This is a genomic window from Brachymonas denitrificans (assembly GCF_907163135.1).
Taxonomy (GTDB): domain Bacteria; phylum Pseudomonadota; class Gammaproteobacteria; order Burkholderiales; family Burkholderiaceae_C; genus Brachymonas; species Brachymonas denitrificans_A.
On the sequence record NZ_CAJQUA010000001.1, the window covers coordinates 187409 to 201910 of the forward strand.

Annotated in this window: 15 protein-coding genes; 4 read left to right on the plus strand and 11 right to left on the minus strand. The window is 66.0% G+C overall.

Annotation, left to right across the window (positions count from 1 at the left end; translation table 11 throughout):
- Positions 1 to 19 precede the first annotated feature (19 nt).
- The 3 genes from KKQ75_RS00865 to KKQ75_RS00875 all read right to left on the minus strand — a co-directional run bounded on the left by KKQ75_RS00865 (position 20) and on the right by KKQ75_RS00875 (position 4367).
- Positions 20 to 1642: a PEP/pyruvate-binding domain-containing protein gene (locus tag KKQ75_RS00865; protein ID WP_213358917.1), complete on the minus strand. Its 1623-nt coding sequence runs from the start codon at positions 1640 to 1642 to the stop codon at positions 20 to 22.
- Complete coding sequence (locus KKQ75_RS00870; RefSeq protein ID WP_250130953.1) at positions 1639 to 3588, minus strand: DUF47 family protein; 1950 nt, start codon at positions 3586 to 3588, stop codon at positions 1639 to 1641. Before KKQ75_RS00870 ends, KKQ75_RS00865 begins: the two co-directional genes overlap by 4 nt.
- Positions 3589 to 3791: 203 nt before the next feature.
- The gene (locus KKQ75_RS00875; protein WP_213358921.1) at positions 3792 to 4367 is read right to left on the minus strand and encodes a YceI family protein; all 576 of its coding nucleotides are present in this window, start codon (positions 4365 to 4367) and stop codon (positions 3792 to 3794) included.
- A 247-nt stretch (positions 4368 to 4614) separates the two neighbouring features.
- Here KKQ75_RS00875 and surE point away from each other — a divergent pair, with 247 nt between their 5' ends.
- The 4 genes from surE to rlmD all read left to right on the plus strand — a co-directional run bounded on the left by surE (position 4615) and on the right by rlmD (position 8927).
- Positions 4615 to 5403, plus strand: coding sequence for a 5'/3'-nucleotidase SurE (gene surE / locus KKQ75_RS00880; RefSeq protein WP_213358923.1), 789 nt, complete (start codon positions 4615 to 4617; stop codon positions 5401 to 5403).
- Between the two features lie 3 nt (positions 5404 to 5406).
- Positions 5407 to 6312 carry a protein-L-isoaspartate(D-aspartate) O-methyltransferase gene (locus KKQ75_RS00885; protein ID WP_213358931.1) on the plus strand — a complete coding sequence of 302 codons (906 nt, stop codon included), beginning with the start codon at positions 5407 to 5409 and terminating at the stop codon, positions 6310 to 6312.
- Between the two features lie 82 nt (positions 6313 to 6394).
- The gene (locus KKQ75_RS00890) at positions 6395 to 7207 is read left to right on the plus strand and encodes a peptidoglycan DD-metalloendopeptidase family protein (RefSeq protein WP_213358933.1); all 813 of its coding nucleotides are present in this window, start codon (positions 6395 to 6397) and stop codon (positions 7205 to 7207) included.
- A gap of 85 nt (positions 7208 to 7292) precedes the next feature.
- A complete protein-coding gene (rlmD, locus tag KKQ75_RS00895; RefSeq protein ID WP_250130954.1) occupies positions 7293 to 8927 on the plus strand; it encodes a 23S rRNA (uracil(1939)-C(5))-methyltransferase RlmD in 1635 nt (544 codons plus the stop codon).
- A 199-nt stretch (positions 8928 to 9126) separates the two neighbouring features.
- Here rlmD and KKQ75_RS00900 read toward each other — a convergent pair whose 3' ends face one another.
- From KKQ75_RS00900 to KKQ75_RS00935, 8 genes are all read right to left on the minus strand, one after another.
- Positions 9127 to 9840, minus strand: a complete 714-nt coding sequence (locus KKQ75_RS00900) for a Bax inhibitor-1 family protein (RefSeq protein ID WP_213362603.1) — start codon at positions 9838 to 9840, stop codon at positions 9127 to 9129.
- Between the two features lie 113 nt (positions 9841 to 9953).
- The gene (locus KKQ75_RS00905) at positions 9954 to 10211 is read right to left on the minus strand and encodes a hypothetical protein (protein ID WP_213358935.1); all 258 of its coding nucleotides are present in this window, start codon (positions 10209 to 10211) and stop codon (positions 9954 to 9956) included.
- Between the two features lie 109 nt (positions 10212 to 10320).
- Positions 10321 to 10572 carry a hemin uptake protein HemP gene (locus tag KKQ75_RS00910; protein ID WP_250130955.1) on the minus strand — a complete coding sequence of 84 codons (252 nt, stop codon included), beginning with the start codon at positions 10570 to 10572 and terminating at the stop codon, positions 10321 to 10323.
- Complete coding sequence (locus KKQ75_RS00915) at positions 10569 to 10985, minus strand: ExbD/TolR family protein (protein ID WP_213358937.1); 417 nt, start codon at positions 10983 to 10985, stop codon at positions 10569 to 10571. Before KKQ75_RS00915 ends, KKQ75_RS00910 begins: the two co-directional genes overlap by 4 nt.
- 4 nt (positions 10986 to 10989) lie before the next feature.
- Complete coding sequence (locus KKQ75_RS00920; protein WP_250130956.1) at positions 10990 to 11685, minus strand: MotA/TolQ/ExbB proton channel family protein; 696 nt, start codon at positions 11683 to 11685, stop codon at positions 10990 to 10992.
- Positions 11686 to 11729: 44 nt separating this feature from the next.
- Entirely contained in the window at positions 11730 to 12494 is a 765-nt protein-coding gene (locus tag KKQ75_RS00925; RefSeq protein ID WP_213358943.1) for an energy transducer TonB, read from the minus strand.
- 123 nt (positions 12495 to 12617) lie between these two features.
- Positions 12618 to 13784, minus strand: a complete 1167-nt coding sequence (locus KKQ75_RS00930) for an alpha-hydroxy acid oxidase (RefSeq protein ID WP_213358945.1) — start codon at positions 13782 to 13784, stop codon at positions 12618 to 12620.
- Complete coding sequence (locus KKQ75_RS00935; protein WP_213358948.1) at positions 13784 to 14461, minus strand: Fe2+-dependent dioxygenase; 678 nt, start codon at positions 14459 to 14461, stop codon at positions 13784 to 13786. Before KKQ75_RS00935 ends, KKQ75_RS00930 begins: the two co-directional genes overlap by 1 nt.
- Between the last annotated feature and the right edge of the window lie 41 nt (positions 14462 to 14502).

Sequence of the window (14502 nt, forward strand, 5' to 3'; positions counted from 1 at the left end):
GAGCCTGCAACCGGCCCGTTCAGGCCTTCGTCCTGCGCAGTTGCTCCAGCCGTGCAATCACCGCTTCATCCGGTTCGCGCACCGTGGCAATCAGCCCCGGATAAACCAGCCCGGCGTTGCCGTCCAGCGTGATGGTATCGCCTTCGCGCAGCGCCAGTTCGCCCAGCTGGATGCTGCGGTCGCCGATATCGATGCGCAGCGTTTCGCAGCCCACCAGGCACACCTTGCCCAGCTGGCGTGCCACCACCGCCGCGTGCGAGGTGCGCGCACCGTTGCGCGTCAGCAGGCCGACGGACTGCTCCAGCGCCCCGATGTCATTGGTCTCCGCATCATTGCGCACCAGAATCACGGGGTGGCCCTTGGCCGCACGCTTGGCTGCGCGTTCCGCATCGAGCGCGATCTCGCCACTGCTCACCCCCGAGCAGGCGCTGGCTGCCTGCGCCACGGGGCTGGCCGGGGCACCGCAGTCGCTGGCCAGATGGGCGGTGCACAAGTCGTCCTCCGCCAGCGTATCGGTGCGCTGCAGTGCCGTGGTGCGGTCGATCAGACCCTCTTCATGCAGGTCCAGCGCAATGCGCGCCGCCGCCAGCGGCGTGCGCTTGCCGGAACGCGCCTGCAGCAGGAACAGCTCGCTGTCCTCCACCGTAAACTCGAAATCCTGCATGTCGCCGAACAGGCGCTCCAGCGTGCGCGTGGCTTCCGACAGCTCGTTCCAGGCATCCGGTGCCAGATCGGCCAGCGCCTCGTGCCCGTGCGCATTGCGGCGGCCGGACACCACGTCCTCGCCCTGGGCATTGGCCAGAAAGTCGATCCACAGCGTCGGCTCGCCATTGCTCGGATTGCGCGTGAAACCCACGCCGGCGCCACTGCGCCCCCCTGCGTTGCCGAACACCATGCGCTGGATGGTCACGGCCGTGCCCATGGCGCTGTCGATGCCATTGAGCTTGCGGTACTCACGCGCCTTGGCCGAATCCCAGGAGGCAAACACCGCCAGCACGGCACGCGCGAGCTGCTGGCGCACATCCTGCGGGAACGGGTGGCCGGCATGCTCGGCATACAGGGCCAGATAGGTCTGCGTCAGCTGGCGCAGTTCGCTGAAATCGAGCAGACGCTCGTCGCGGCCCTGGGTCAGGTCCTGCAACGCATTTTCGAACAGGCTGGCCGGCAGGCCTTCGACCACTTCGCCATAGCTCGCCACCAGGCGGCGATAGGCATCCCACACCAGTCGCGGGTTGCCGGTCTGGCGCAGCAGGCCGGGCAGCGTGGCATCGCACAGTCCGATGTTGAGCAGGGTTTCCATCATGCCGGGCATGGAGATGGGCGCACCCGAGCGCACCGACACCACCAGCGGCTTGCGGATATCGCCAAAGCCATAGCCGGAGCTTTGTTCCAGCGCCGGAATGCCGGTGTCGAACAGCGGGTGGATGCACTGCTTGCGGTGGTGGGCGTAGTGCGTGCCCAGCACCAGTGCGGGCGGTACCGGCAGGCCCGCCTCGGCCATGCGCAGCAGGTTGTGCGCCTTCGACCCCATGGTTTCGCGGCTGGGCGACAGGCCGTTGCGCACGTAGGCAGCATGCTGCCTGTCGGGATGATCGACCAGATACAGGTGGTCGGGCCAGGGGAAGGGGTGGTGGTGGCTCATGCCGGGACTCCTGTCTTGAGGAAGGCCATCTGGCGCAACGCGTAACCAGTGGCCACCAGCGCGTCGGAAGCGCCTTCGATGGTGGTGGCGAGTTCGGTGGCCAGCAGCATGGCCGCCGGCTGCGCATGCAGCGTCTGCACGATGTGCTGGCGGGCCGTGCGCAGCAGATCGTCGCATTGGCGCTCGGCACGCAGCATGCGCCACAGAATCTGCAGGAAGGCATCACTGTCGGTGGTGTCGATGCCGGCATCGAGCAGGCGCGCGATCTCGATCGCCTTCACCAGATCCTGGATCGCCACCAGCGTGGTATCGGCCAGCTTGCCCAGCACCTCCATCACCGAGGGCGGCAGGCCGTTGATGGGTTCGGCCAGCGTCAGCGTATAGACAAAGGTGGATTCTTCCAGCGCATCGGCCACGTTGTCGGCCTGCACCAGCAGATCGACCACGGCGCGCCAGTGCGGCTGGCGCTCGGCCCGCTGGCGCGCGGTGGTGAGCAGATGGTCGGCGCGGTGCTCCCAGTTCTTGGCGCGCAGCACCACCTGTTCGCAATGGCCGTTGCAGCCCTGCGTCAGCACATCGCTCAGCGTCTGCGCCAGCGCATGGCAGAAGGCGGCGTGCTCGGCCAGCAGGTCGAACTCGACATGGCGTTGCTGCAGCACGCGGCCCAGCAGCAGGCGCGCCTTGTCCTGCACCAGCGTGAGCGGCTGCTGCTGTTGCAGCAGCTCGCTGCAGTTGCGCAGCAGCTCGATCAGGAAGGCGCGTGCGCCGTTTTCGCCCAGCACGGCATCGAGTCGCTCGCCGATGCGGAAAGTGTCGCTGCCCACGGCTTCCATGGTGTCGTACACCAGGAACTCACCACCGGCCAGCAGCCAGCCCATATGGCCCCAGCGGTGCTCCGAGGTGTGCTGCAGGATGGCCACCGCCTGCGCCTTGCTCACGAACAGCTGCAGGCGCTTGCGCGCACGGTTCCAGTCGATCACGAACACGATGCAAGAAGCGATGTCTTCCAGGCCCTGTTCCAGTGCAGCCTGGTCGGCGGCCTCCAGCGTGGCGATGCCCACGGTATAGGGCTTGCCCTCGTTCAGGTCGCGCGAGATGACGGGCTCGGACACTTTCCAGACAAAGCCGGCGTTCTCCAGCAGGCCCTGGAAGAACTTGAAGCGCGGCGGGTGCAGGTCGGAGTAGGTCAGGCGGATGGTCTGGCCTTCCACTTCGATCACCAGCACGTGCGCATCGTTGGTGCCGATGTCGTTCTGGATCAGCAGGCGCTTGCCATCACGCGTGACGGCGGTGTCCAAGCCGGGGTGGCTGAATTTGAGTGGCGCCGTGCTGTGCAGGCCGCGCATGAAGGCGCGCACCAGTGCGCGGTCGTCCTTCTGGATGTTCCAGACATGGGCGCCGTCGAGATTCTCGGTGGCGACGCTGCTGGCCAGGGCGTTGATCTGCTTGTGCAAATCCATCACCAGCAAGTGGAAGCTGTCACCGGCCTTGCGTTCGCCGTGGGTGAGGGAGGTGAGGGCGTCCTGCTCCAGACCTTCTGCATCATTCAATGCCTGCAGCACGTGCAGCCAGTGGTCGCGCCGCTGCACGAAGTCGGGGGCGTTTTTCACCATGCCGCCATCGACCACCGGGCGCGCCATCACCTGCAGGTCGTCGCCCAAGGCCTGCAGCAGTTGCGGCATGTGCGAGAGCACCAGCGTGTTTTCATCGTAATAGGCATGGCGCACCAGATCCTGCGTCCAGCCGGCATCGCGCAGGCCGGCGCGGGCCAGTTCCTGGCTCCAGTTGCCAATGCTGTCCTCGGGCTTGCGCGCATGCTGCGCGGCGGCCTGGGTCAGCGAGAGATAGAGCTTGAGTCGGTCATTGGCCGCCAGGGCGGCGGTGATCCAGGCCGGCATCAGCAGCGTCTGCTGGCCGAGCGAGGCCACGGCTTTGTCTTTGAGCAAGGCTTTGTCCTTTCCATGCTGCGAGGGCAGCATTAAAAAGACAATTTTGCGAACGTTATGTGAAAGCCCTATGTCTTCTGCACGGCCGTGCACCCTGAAGATGCGGGTTGCTTGCGCGCGCAGCGATCATGACCGCTGTCGCTGTTCACCAGCGAACCCTGTGGCTGCCCGCAGCCGGGCACAGGCTGCGGCGCCAACTGGCCTTACTGCCTGAACGCCTCAATCTGCGCAATGATGCGCACCTTCTTCGGCATGCCCATCTTGACGCCCCAGTCCATGCCCCATTGCGTGCGGTCGATCTCGGCCACGAAGTCGCCGCCGCAGGCTTCGGTCTTGGCGATGGGGTTGGGGTAACAGGTGAACTGGTTTGCCTTGAAAGTGATTGGGTGCGTCTTGCCCAGCAGGGTCAGCTTGCCTGTCACCTCCTTGAGGGTGTCGCCCTCGTAGACGAACCTGTCGGAGACGAAGCGGATGCTGGGGTGCTTCTCCACGTTGAAGAAGTCCGCGCCCATCAGGTGCTTGTCGAAATCCGGAGTGCCGCTGTTGATGGAGCGGGCGTCGAACTCCAGCGTGACCTTGCCGGTCTTCTTCAGCTTGTCGAACTCGACCGTGCCGCTCTTCCTGTCGAAACGGCCACGGTTGACCGAGGCGCCGAAGTGGTCGATCTCGAAAGTGGCGAAAGTGTGGGCCGGATCAATCTTGTAGCTTGCGGCCTGCGCGGGCAGGGCGGCCAGCAAGGGCAGAGCAGCAACGACGGAAACGAGGGTGGTTTTGCGCATGGGGCGTCCTTTCGGCAGGGAAACTCCGGTTTATGGGAGGGGCAGTCAATGCAAATGACTCGCAACGAATAATATAGCATTGCGCCCGATCGCCTAAGAAGATGCAAGGTCTTTGCCGGTGTGCACACAAAGGGTTGCCAGTGCCTGCCGGTGCGGGAAGGGGGTATGTGCTGCTGTCACTGAAAGGCGCTGGCAAGCCACTACAATCGGTTGCAAACCTGCTGTTCTCCACCCAATTTCCCGGGCCATGAAAATCCTTATCTGCAACGACGATGGCTACCAGGCCACCGGCATCGAGGCGCTCTACCAGGCGCTGCGCGGCGTGGCCGACGTCGAGGTGATCGCACCCGAATACAACAACAGCGCCAAGTCCAACGCACTCACGCTGCACTCGCCGCTCTACCTGCAGCAGGCTGCCAACGGCTTCCGCTACATCAATGGCACCCCAGCCGATTGTGTGCACATCGCGCTCACCGGCCTGCTGGACAATCCGCCCGATCTGGTGGTCTCCGGCATCAACAACGGCGCCAACATGGGGGACGACACCATCTATTCCGGCACCGTGGGCGCCGCCATGGAAGGCTATCTGTTTGGCATTCCGGCCATCGCCTTCTCGCAGGTAGAAAAGGGCTGGGAGCATATCGAGGCCGCGGCCGAAACGGCCAAACGCCTGGTGCTGCACATGGCGCGCTTCCTGCCGGAGCAGCCCGGCATGGCGCCGCCCTGGTTGCTGAACGTGAACATTCCCAACCTGCCGCTGGAGCAGCTCAAGCCCATGCGCCTGTGCCGCCTGGGCCGTCGGCATTCGGCCGAACGCGTCATCACGCAGCAGAACCCGCGCGGCGAAACCATGTACTGGATCGGCAATGCCGGTGCCGTCAAGGACGATGCCGAGGGCACGGACTTCCACGCCACCGCCAACGGCCATGTCTCGGTCACGCCGCTCAAGATCGACCTGACCGACCACGAAGCGCTGGGCTACTGGGCGCAGGCCTTTGCCGCCCATGCGCCGGATGCGGGAAGCGGAGGAGTCTGAGTCATGGGGCGTCCCACCTTTCCGGCGCGCAACCAGTGGAGCGCGGATACGTTACAGCCGGCGCGCCCGCCGGCGCCGCGTGCCGTGCCCCGGGTGCCGCCGGGCAGCGGCCCGCTGGTGCCCACGCTGCCGCTGGACGCCAGCCAGTACGACCGCATGACGGCCATGCAGCAATCGCGCCCCGCACCGGTACGCCCGCATGTGGTGCCGGTCCAGACGCGCAGTACCGTGGGCAACACAGGCCTGGGCAATGCTGCGGCCATGCGCGCCCGCATGGTGCAGCAGCTGCAGGCCGAGGGCCTGCAGGACCCGCGCGTGGTGCAGGCCATGCTGGCGGTGGAGCGTCACTGCTTTGTCGACAGCGCCTTGCTGAGCCAGGCCTATCTCGACACCAGCCTGCCGATCGGCCTGCAGCAGACCATCTCCAAGCCCAGCGTGGTGGCGCGCATGATCGAACTGCTGCTGTCCAGCCCGGCCATGCAGCGCCAAGCGCGCGATGCCAAACTGGGCCGCGTGCTCGAAGTGGGCACCGGCTGCGGCTACCAGGCCAGCGTGCTGAGCCAGGTGGCGAGCGAGGTCTACAGCATCGAGCGGCTCAAGGGCCTGCACGAAAAGGCACGCGACAACCTGCGCCCGTTCCGCATCCCCAACATCCACCTGCTGCTGGGCGACGGCATGCAGGGATTCGAGTCCGGTGCGCCCTACGCCGGCATCATTGCCGCGGCCGGCGGGCAGGCCATTCCGCAGGCCTGGGTCGACCAGCTGGCCATGGGCGGGCGCATCGTGGCGCCGATGGCCACCGGCCCGCAAAGCCAGGTGCTGGTGGTGCTCGACAAGACGGCGAACGGTTTGCAACAAACTGTGCTCGAGCCAGTGTTTTTTGTTCCCTTAAAATCCGGACTGGCATAGCCCGTACCCCTGCTGCCAGCCCTCGGGCTGGCCTGACTTTATCCGGGGTACTGTTCCAGGTTGCACAACAAGGATGGATTGCATGACTTTGAAACAAAGCCCTGGCCTCGGCGGACGCCTGTTCCGCGTGGCCGTGTGTGCAGGTATTGCTGCAGTACTGGCAGCCTGCGGCTCTTCCCCGCGTGCTCCGGTCGAGAACCGTTCCACGGGCGGTGTTAGCGTTCCCCGCGTCGATCCGGCCACGCTGCCGGGCTACGAATTCCGCAACAAGCCGGGCTACTACTCGGTGCAGCCGGGTGAAACCATCCGCAGCATCGCCCGCAACAACAATCTCGACTGGCGCGACATCGTGCGCTGGAACAGCCAGTGGGTGCCCAACCCCGACCAGATCGAAGTAGGCCAGGTGCTGCGCATCGAGCCGCCGGCCGGCTCTGTGGCCCGCGCCGCGCCGGTGGCCCCGCGCGTCACGCCGCCCGCCAGCACCACGCCGGCGCCGCGCGTCACGCCGCCGTCCGACGCCGGCGCTGCCAGCATCGCGCTGGCCTGGCCGACGCAGAGCCGCACCATCGTCACCCCGTTCGACGACGTGAAGAACAAGGGCATCGGCATTGGTGGCCGCGAGGGTGATCCCGTCACCGCGGCAGCCGACGGCACCGTGATGTACGCCGGCTCCGGCCTGCGTGGCTACGGCAATCTGGTGATCCTGAAGCACAACACCACCTTCCTCACGGTGTACGCCCATAACAGCAAGCTGCTGGTGAAAGAGAACCAGAACGTGAAGAAGGGCCAGACCATTGCCGAAATGGGCAAGACCGACGCCGACCGCGTGAAGCTGCACTTTGAAGTGCGCCGCAACGGCAAAACGGTGAATCCGCTGAGCTACCTGCCGCGCTGATCCGCATTACGCCTGCAGGCTGCCAGCCCGCTTCCCGTGCCTTGTGATGCGGGAAGCGGTTTTTGTTTTTTGAGTGATAGATGCCATGAGTAGCACCCAGTCCGACCGTCTTTCTGAATCTGCTGTTGCTGGCGCCGAGGCTGCCTGTATGCCTGCGTCCGGGGCTACGCCGGTGCCTCCCGTTGGTGCCGGGGCGGGCGCAGCTCCTGCCGGATCGGACCTTGGCTCCGCCCAAGCCGGTGGAACCGGCGACAAGCTGGCCGCCTTGCTGCCGCATTTCGGCAAACGCCCGCCGCACGCGCAGGACGACTGGCTGCTGGTGCACGCCCTGGATCTGGACGCCAAGGGCGTCGCACGGCGTGCCGACGGCAAGGTCATCTTCATCGAGGGCGCCTTGCCCTACGAATGGGTCAGCGCCACCAGCCACCGCAAGAAGGACGCCTGGGAAGCAGCCACGGTCACCGCCGTGCACAAGGAGTCCTCCCAGCGCGTCACGCCGCGTTGTCCGCATTTCGGGCTGCATGCCGGGGCTTGCGGCGGCTGCAAGATGCAGCATCTGCACCCGGCTGCCCAGGTGGCGATGAAGCAGCGCGTGCTGGAAGACAACCTCTGGCATCTGGGCAAGTGCAAGGCCGGCCATCTGCTGCGCCCCATCCACGGGCCGGACTGGGGCTACCGCTGGCGCGCGCGCCTGTCGGTGCGCCATGTGATCAAGAAGGGCGAGGTGCTGATCGGCTTCCACGAGCGCAAGAGCCGCTACATCGCCGACATGCAGAGCTGCGCCATCCTGCCGCCGCACGTCAGCGATCTGCTGCTGCCGCTGCGCGCGCTGATCGCCGGCATGGATGCACGCGACACCTGCCCGCAGATCGAACTGGCCTGCGGCGACCATGTGACCGCGCTGGTGCTGCGCCATCTGGAGCCGCTCAGCGAGGGCGACCTGGGCAAGCTGCACGCATTTGCGGCCGCACACCCGGGCGTGCAGTGGTGGCTGCAGCCCAAGGGGCCGGATACGGTGCATTGCATCAGCGAGAACACGCCGCAACTCAGCTACAGCCTGCCCGAGTTCGGTATCACCATGCCGTTCCGCCCGACCGATTTCACGCAGGTCAACCCGCACATCAACCGCGTGCTGGTGAGCCGTGCACTGCAGCGCCTGCAAGTGCAGCCGCAGGAACGCGTGATCGACTGGTTCTGCGGCCTGGGCAATTTCACGCTGCCGCTGGCGACGCAGGCGCGCGAGGTGCTGGGCATCGAAGGCAGCGAGACGCTGGTGGCGCGCTCGCGCGAGAACTACGCGGCCAACAACCCGAACGTCTACGGCCGCACGCTGGCGCCCACGCAGTTCGTGGCGCGCAACCTGTTCGAGATGACGCCGGAGATGCTGGTGCAGGACGGTATGGCCGACAAGTGGCTGGTCGATCCGCCGCGCGAGGGTGCGTTTGCGCTGTCCAAGGCGCTGGCAGACATCCACCAGCAACGCATCGGCCTGGGCGCGGAAGGCGCCTTCGTGGCCCCGGCCGACTGGCAGCCGCCCAAACGCATCGTCTACGTCAGCTGCAACCCCGCCACGCTGGCGCGCGATGCCGGCCTGCTGGTGCATCAGGCGGGCTACAAACTGGCTGCAGCCGGCGTGGTCAACATGTTCCCGCACACGGCGCATGTGGAGAGCATGGCGGTGTTCGAGCGGCACGATGGGGCGTGGGGGCTGACTGGCTGACTGGCAGGGCGCATGATGTGCGTTGCACGGGAGCAGCGCTGAACCGAAGCGGCTACACAGGATCAGGAGCGAAGCGGGCGGCGATGATGCGCCGTGCATTCAGGCGCTTGCAGCTGGTAGCCTGCTTGCCTCGTCAACTGGTACGAAAAAGCCCCTTGGCCATCCGGCGCAAGGGGCTTTGTCTTGAGTGCGTCAGCGCTTAGTCGCTGCTGCCACCAATGCCGAAGATGGCCAGGAAGCCCTGGAACACGTTGTAGATGTCCAGATACAGCGCCAGCGTGGCGCTGATGTAGTTGGTCTCGCCGCCGTCGACGATGCGCTTGAGGTCGTACAGCATGTACAGGCTGAACACGCCGATCAGCAGCACGGACAGCGCCATCATGCCGGCGGTGGAGCCGACGAAGACGTTGACGATGGCGCCGAAGAACACCACCAGGGCGCCCACGAACAGCCACTTGCCCATGCCGGACAGGTCACGCTTGATGACGGAGGACAGCACGGCCATTACGCCGAACACACCGGCGGTGGCGGCAAACGCCGTCATGACGATCTGTTCGCCATTGCCCATGCCGAGCACGACGGACAGCATGCGCGAGAGCATCAGGCCCATGAAGAAGGTGAAACCCAGCAGCACGGCCACGCCGGTCCCGGAGTTTTTGGTCTTCTCGATGGCGTACATGAAGCCGAAGGCGCCGCCCAGGAACAGCACCAGACCCAGGCCGCCGCCGAGGCGGGCCGTGATGCCGGTGGTGACGCCGATCCAGGCGCCCAGGACGGTGGGCAGCATGCTCAGGGCGAGCAGCCAGTAGGTGTTGCGCAATACCTGGTTGCGCTGGGCGGCCGTGCTGACGGCATTGCCACGGCCCCAGCTGTGACCGAGGGGGCTGTTGCCGGTTTGCAGACGGTTGTCCATAAGGTCAATCTCCATTCAATTGATGTGCTTGCCGGAGCGGGACCATCCCGCAACGGCAGACCGCATCATACATGCGGATTTTTTCACGGAATTCAAGCGCTTGCGCGCCGGTTTCAGCGCAGGCCGGACGAGGTGGTGGTGCGGCCGTTGACCGTGGTGCGGGTAGTGCCCACCCCGACGTCGACCACGCCGTACATCTGCACGCCGCTGTCACTGGAGCCGCTGATGCCGATCCCGCTGGAGCCCAGGGGCGGAGTGGTCTGGCCTACCGGTTGTGAATGGCCTGCACAGGCCGTCAGGCTCGTCAGCACCAGGGCGACGCCAGTTGCTGCAAGCCACCGGGATACTGCGCGGTGGGAGGGTGGTGTCATGTAGTGATACTCCTTTGTATCGCAAAGAGTAACGTAAAACATGGCCAATAGTGGACAAAACGGCCATGCGCAATGGTTTCCATTGGTAAGCGCGACCTTGCCGGGACCCCTATTTGGTCAGGATCAGTTTGCCCTGGCGCGTCGCCTGCAGGCGGTAGGTGATGCCATTGTGCCGGATGGCGATGGTGCGGTGACCTCGCATGAGTTCGCTGCTGGCGAAGCAGGGCGGGGTGTCTGTGTCCGGCCCGGCCTGGGCAGACAGCGAGGCACGCACCTCGCGCATAGCCGGCACCGGAAGCGTTGCCTGTGTTGCCGGCTCGGGATGCTGCCTGTGTTCCGGCCAGGCGGGGAGTTCGCTCATCGCACCGGCTCCGTCACGAAGCCGATCCGGGTCAATCCGGCCTGCTGCGCGGCGGCCAGCGTGCGCGCCACGGCGTCGTAGCGCACATTGCGGTCGGCGCGCAGTTGTACCGCCGGCTGCGGCTGCTTGCCCGATTCGGCACGCATGCGTGCCGGCAGTGCGTCGGCGGAGACCGGCTGGCCGTTCCAGAACATCCCGCCCTGCGCGTCGATGGCGATCTGGATATGGTCGGGCTTGAGTTGCTCGGGGGTGCTGTTGGCGCTGGGAAGTGAAAGCGGCACCGCATGCTGCAGCACCGGCACGGTGATGATGAAGACGATCAGCAACACCAACATCACGTCCACCAACGGGGTCATGTTGATTTCGCCCATCACGGCATCTTCATTTGGATGATGGAAGGACTGCATGGCCATGTGCTCACCCCTTGCTGGCGACGCGTGCGCCGGTAATCAGGTAGGCGTGCAGATCGTGCGCGAAACGCTGCAGCTGGAGCAGCACGCGGCGGTTGCCGCGCAGCAGCGCGTTGTAGGCCAGCACGGCAGGAATGGCGACGGCCAGGCCCAGCGCGGTCATGATGAGGGCTTCGCCGATCGGGCCGGCCACCTTGTCGATGGTGGCAGCGCCGCTGGCACTGATGCCCATGAGTGCGTGATAGATGCCCCAGACCGTGCCGAACAGGCCGACGAAGGGGGCGGTGGAGCCAATCGAGGCGAGGATGGACAGGCCGGACTGCAGGCGCGCCTGACTGCCGTCCATGCTGTTGCGCAGGCACATGCTGATCCAGTCGCTGGCGCTCAGGCTGCCGTGCAGTTCGTTGGCATTCTGGCGGTGATGGGCGAGGGCTTCCTGGCCCTGGGTGGCCAGCTGGTGGAAGGGGCTGTCGCTCGCGCCCAGGTGGCGCATACCTTCGGGCAGGCTGGCGCTGTGCCAGAACTGCTCGGCGCCTGCGGCCTGGCGGCGCGCACGCCACAAATCCCAGCTCTTGAGGGCAATCACGCTCCAGGTGGCAATGGACATGGCCAGCAGCAGCAGGGCGACGCTGCGGGTGACCCAGTCGCCCTGCGTCCAGAGCAGGGACAGGTCCATGGCGGCTACGGGGGAGGGGCTTGTCATTCGAAACGACCTTTCGGAAAACGCTTGGGGAAATGGAAGGGGGGTTATTCCAGACGGAAGGCGATGGGGACCGTGTATTCCATGGCAACGGGTAGTCCGTTGCGCTTGCCAGGCACGAAGCGCCAGCGGCGCACGGTGTCCAGCGCGGAGGAATCCAGGGCGTCGAAACCGCTCGACTTCTTCAGGGCAACGCGCTCCGCACTGCCGTCGGCACCCACCAGCACGCGCAGCAGCACGGTGCCGGTTTCGCCCAGACGCTTGCTGGAGGCAGGATAGGGCGGCTTGGGGTTGTTGAGGTAGCTGGCACGGGTGCTGGGCAGTTCGACTGCGGGGGCCGCAGGCACATCGTCTTTGGCCTGATCCAGCCCGGTGCTGGCTGCGCCCGCGCGGGCGGTGGCAGGCGGAGCAGGGTCCGCGCGGCCATCGGCGGGTGCGGGCCGGACCGGGGGCTCTGTGACGGCTCCAGGTTCGGGCGCCGGGACTTCCCGGGCCGGTGTTCGGGGACGTGGAGCGGGGTCGGGTTTGCGCTCCGGGTTGGCGGCGGGCTTGGGCAGAGCGGGACGTTTGGGTGCTTGTGTGCGCTGCTGCGCTCCGGGTAGGGCTGGCGCCGCTGCGGGCTCAGGCGCGAGTGCGACAGGTGTGGGCTCCGGTGCCAGGGCGATCAGTTGCACCGGAGTGACTTCCGGCAGGGTGGCAGGCGTGGTGGCACGGGCTGCCAGTAGCCCGAATACGACGAGGTGCAGCAGCGTGATGCCGGTGCTGACGAGGACGTGTCGGGAAGATCCGGAAAAAGACAGAGGCAAGGACATGCGGAGGCGGGAGAAACATCAAGGACGCAGGATGAGCCAGCAGGCGGGGGCAACAATCAGTGCGGCAATCAACAGGCTGTAGGCCATGGTGGAACTCCTCAGGCTTGGAAAGCGATGCACGAATTATAAATGAGAATCATTAGCAATGATAGGAGGGGCCGAAGTATAAAGGTGACGGAGACCGATGTCGTCGACAGAAGCGCAGCCGCAGAGCGTCATGCAGGCTTCGAACTCGTCGCGCAACTGGCGCAGCATGCTGGTGACGCCGACGGCTCCGGCCGCTGCCAGGCCATGGATTTGCGGCCGTCCGATCAGGACTGCCTTGGCGCCCAGGGCCAGCGCCTTGAAGACATCTGTGCCGCGGCGGATGCCGCCATCCACCAGAACGGGGTAGCCGGAGCCGACGGCGGTGCGTATGGCTGGCAGCAGGGTGGCCGTGGCAGGCAGGGTGTCCAGCGTGCGTCCGCCATGGTTGCTGACGACGATGCCGGTGGCTCCCAGCTCGCGGGCCAGTTGCGCGTCCTCGGGGTGGGTAATGCCCTTGAGCCAGACGGGCAGCTGTGTTTGCTGCAACAGCCACTGCACATCGTCCCAGTCGGGGGCCAGCGCGGCCAGGCCATGGCACAGGCCGCCGGGGGGACGGTCTGCTGCGGTTGCCGGCAGAGCAAGCAGATCATGCAAATGGGGGGCGGGAAACTGCGCCGGCACGCGAAAACCGGTGCGCCGCTCCAGATCGCGTACGCCTTGCACCGGTGCATCGACGGTCAGCACCAGAGCTTCACAACCGGCCGCTTCGGCGCGCCGGACCAGGGCCCGGGTGTGTGCGCGACCGTGCTGCCAATAGAGCTGGAACCAGAGCGGCGGTGCGCTGGCAGTGCCTTCCGAGTGAAGAATGGCGCGGATGTCTTCCACCGTGACGCTGGACTGGGTGCTCAGCACCATGCCGGTGGCACAGGCGAGCGCGGCGTGGGCCGTCGCGATTTCTCCATCCGGGTGCGCGAGACACTGGTGTGCGACGGGTGCCAGCAGCACCGGCCAGTCGATCGTGCGGCCGGACAACACGGTCCGGGTATGGCTGCCGGCCAAAGTGCGCAGCACGCGTGGCTGCAATGGCAGATCGCTCCAGGCGCGATGGTTGGCGCGCAGGGTGTGCTGGTCAGCCGCTCCGCCCAGAAAATAGGCAGCGACCGCGGGATCGAGCGTGGCGAGCGCGTGGCGCTCGAAGTCGGCAGGAGTCACCAGATCCGGCGGCAATGCGTCGATGCGGGGCAGCGGAATGGAGCCAGTCATCAGGTGTCCGCCCACATGCGCAGCAGGTTGTGATAAGTGCCGGTCAGCGTGTGCGTTTGCGGCGTTTCGCCGTGCTGCGCGCGCAGGCTGGTGATCGCCATGTCCAGCTCGTGCAGCAGTGCGCGTTGGGGGTCGCTGCGGACCATGCTTTCGATCCAGAAGAAGCAGGCCAGGCGCTGCCCTTGCGTGACCGGTCGCACCTCGTGCAGGCTGGTGCCGGGATACAGGACCGCACTGCCGGCAGCAAGCTTCACGCGCTGCTCGCCGTAGGTGTCGTGAATCACCAGTTCGCCACCTTCGTATTCGTCCGGCTCGTTCAGGAACACCGTGCAGGAAACGTCGGAGCGCACCTGCTGCCCGTCGGCGCGGCGCAGGACGGCATTGTCGTAATGCATGCCGTAGTGCCCGCTCCCCTGATAGCGGTTGATGCGCGGGGTGAACACCTTTTTCGGCAGTGCGGCGCTGAAGAAGCGCGCATGACAGTCCAGCGCTTGCAGCACGGCCTGGCGCACGGCCGCGGCGGTTTCACAATCGGAAGGCAGCTGGTCATTGTGCTTGACGTGACGTGCCTGGCTTCCGGCGGTGCGCTGTCCGTCTGTCCAGGGGGCGGCGTCCAGCAGCGGACGCAGGCGGGCGATGTCGGTAGCAGACAGCACGGAATCGAGGGTGACGAGCATGGCGGTACAGGAACAAAAGCCACCGCTCCGAAACGAAGCGG

What these genes read in the sequence shown, in the direction of transcription:
- KKQ75_RS00930 (WP_213358945.1), bottom strand. Translation starts at nt 13,784, where the DNA reads ATGACTGGCTCCATTCCGCTGCCCCGCATCGACGCATTGCCGCCGGAT.
- KKQ75_RS00865 (WP_213358917.1), bottom strand. Translation starts at nt 1,642, where the DNA reads ATGAGCCACCACCACCCCTTCCCCTGGCCCGACCACCTGTATCTGGTC.
- surE (WP_213358923.1), top strand. Translation starts at nt 4,615, where the DNA reads ATGAAAATCCTTATCTGCAACGACGATGGCTACCAGGCCACCGGCATC.
- KKQ75_RS00885 (WP_213358931.1), top strand. Translation starts at nt 5,407, where the DNA reads ATGGGGCGTCCCACCTTTCCGGCGCGCAACCAGTGGAGCGCGGATACG.
- KKQ75_RS00900 (WP_213362603.1), bottom strand. Translation starts at nt 9,840, where the DNA reads ATGGACAACCGTCTGCAAACCGGCAACAGCCCCCTCGGTCACAGCTGG.
- KKQ75_RS00920 (WP_250130956.1), bottom strand. Translation starts at nt 11,685, where the DNA reads ATGACAAGCCCCTCCCCCGTAGCCGCCATGGACCTGTCCCTGCTCTGG.
- rlmD (WP_250130954.1), top strand. Translation starts at nt 7,293, where the DNA reads ATGAGTAGCACCCAGTCCGACCGTCTTTCTGAATCTGCTGTTGCTGGC.
- KKQ75_RS00875 (WP_213358921.1), bottom strand. Translation starts at nt 4,367, where the DNA reads ATGCGCAAAACCACCCTCGTTTCCGTCGTTGCTGCTCTGCCCTTGCTG.
- KKQ75_RS00925 (WP_213358943.1), bottom strand. Translation starts at nt 12,494, where the DNA reads ATGTCCTTGCCTCTGTCTTTTTCCGGATCTTCCCGACACGTCCTCGTC.
- KKQ75_RS00910 (WP_250130955.1), bottom strand. Translation starts at nt 10,572, where the DNA reads ATGAGCGAACTCCCCGCCTGGCCGGAACACAGGCAGCATCCCGAGCCG.
- KKQ75_RS00905 (WP_213358935.1), bottom strand. Translation starts at nt 10,211, where the DNA reads ATGACACCACCCTCCCACCGCGCAGTATCCCGGTGGCTTGCAGCAACT.
- KKQ75_RS00915 (WP_213358937.1), bottom strand. Translation starts at nt 10,985, where the DNA reads ATGGCCATGCAGTCCTTCCATCATCCAAATGAAGATGCCGTGATGGGC.
- KKQ75_RS00935 (WP_213358948.1), bottom strand. Translation starts at nt 14,461, where the DNA reads ATGCTCGTCACCCTCGATTCCGTGCTGTCTGCTACCGACATCGCCCGC.
- KKQ75_RS00890 (WP_213358933.1), top strand. Translation starts at nt 6,395, where the DNA reads ATGACTTTGAAACAAAGCCCTGGCCTCGGCGGACGCCTGTTCCGCGTG.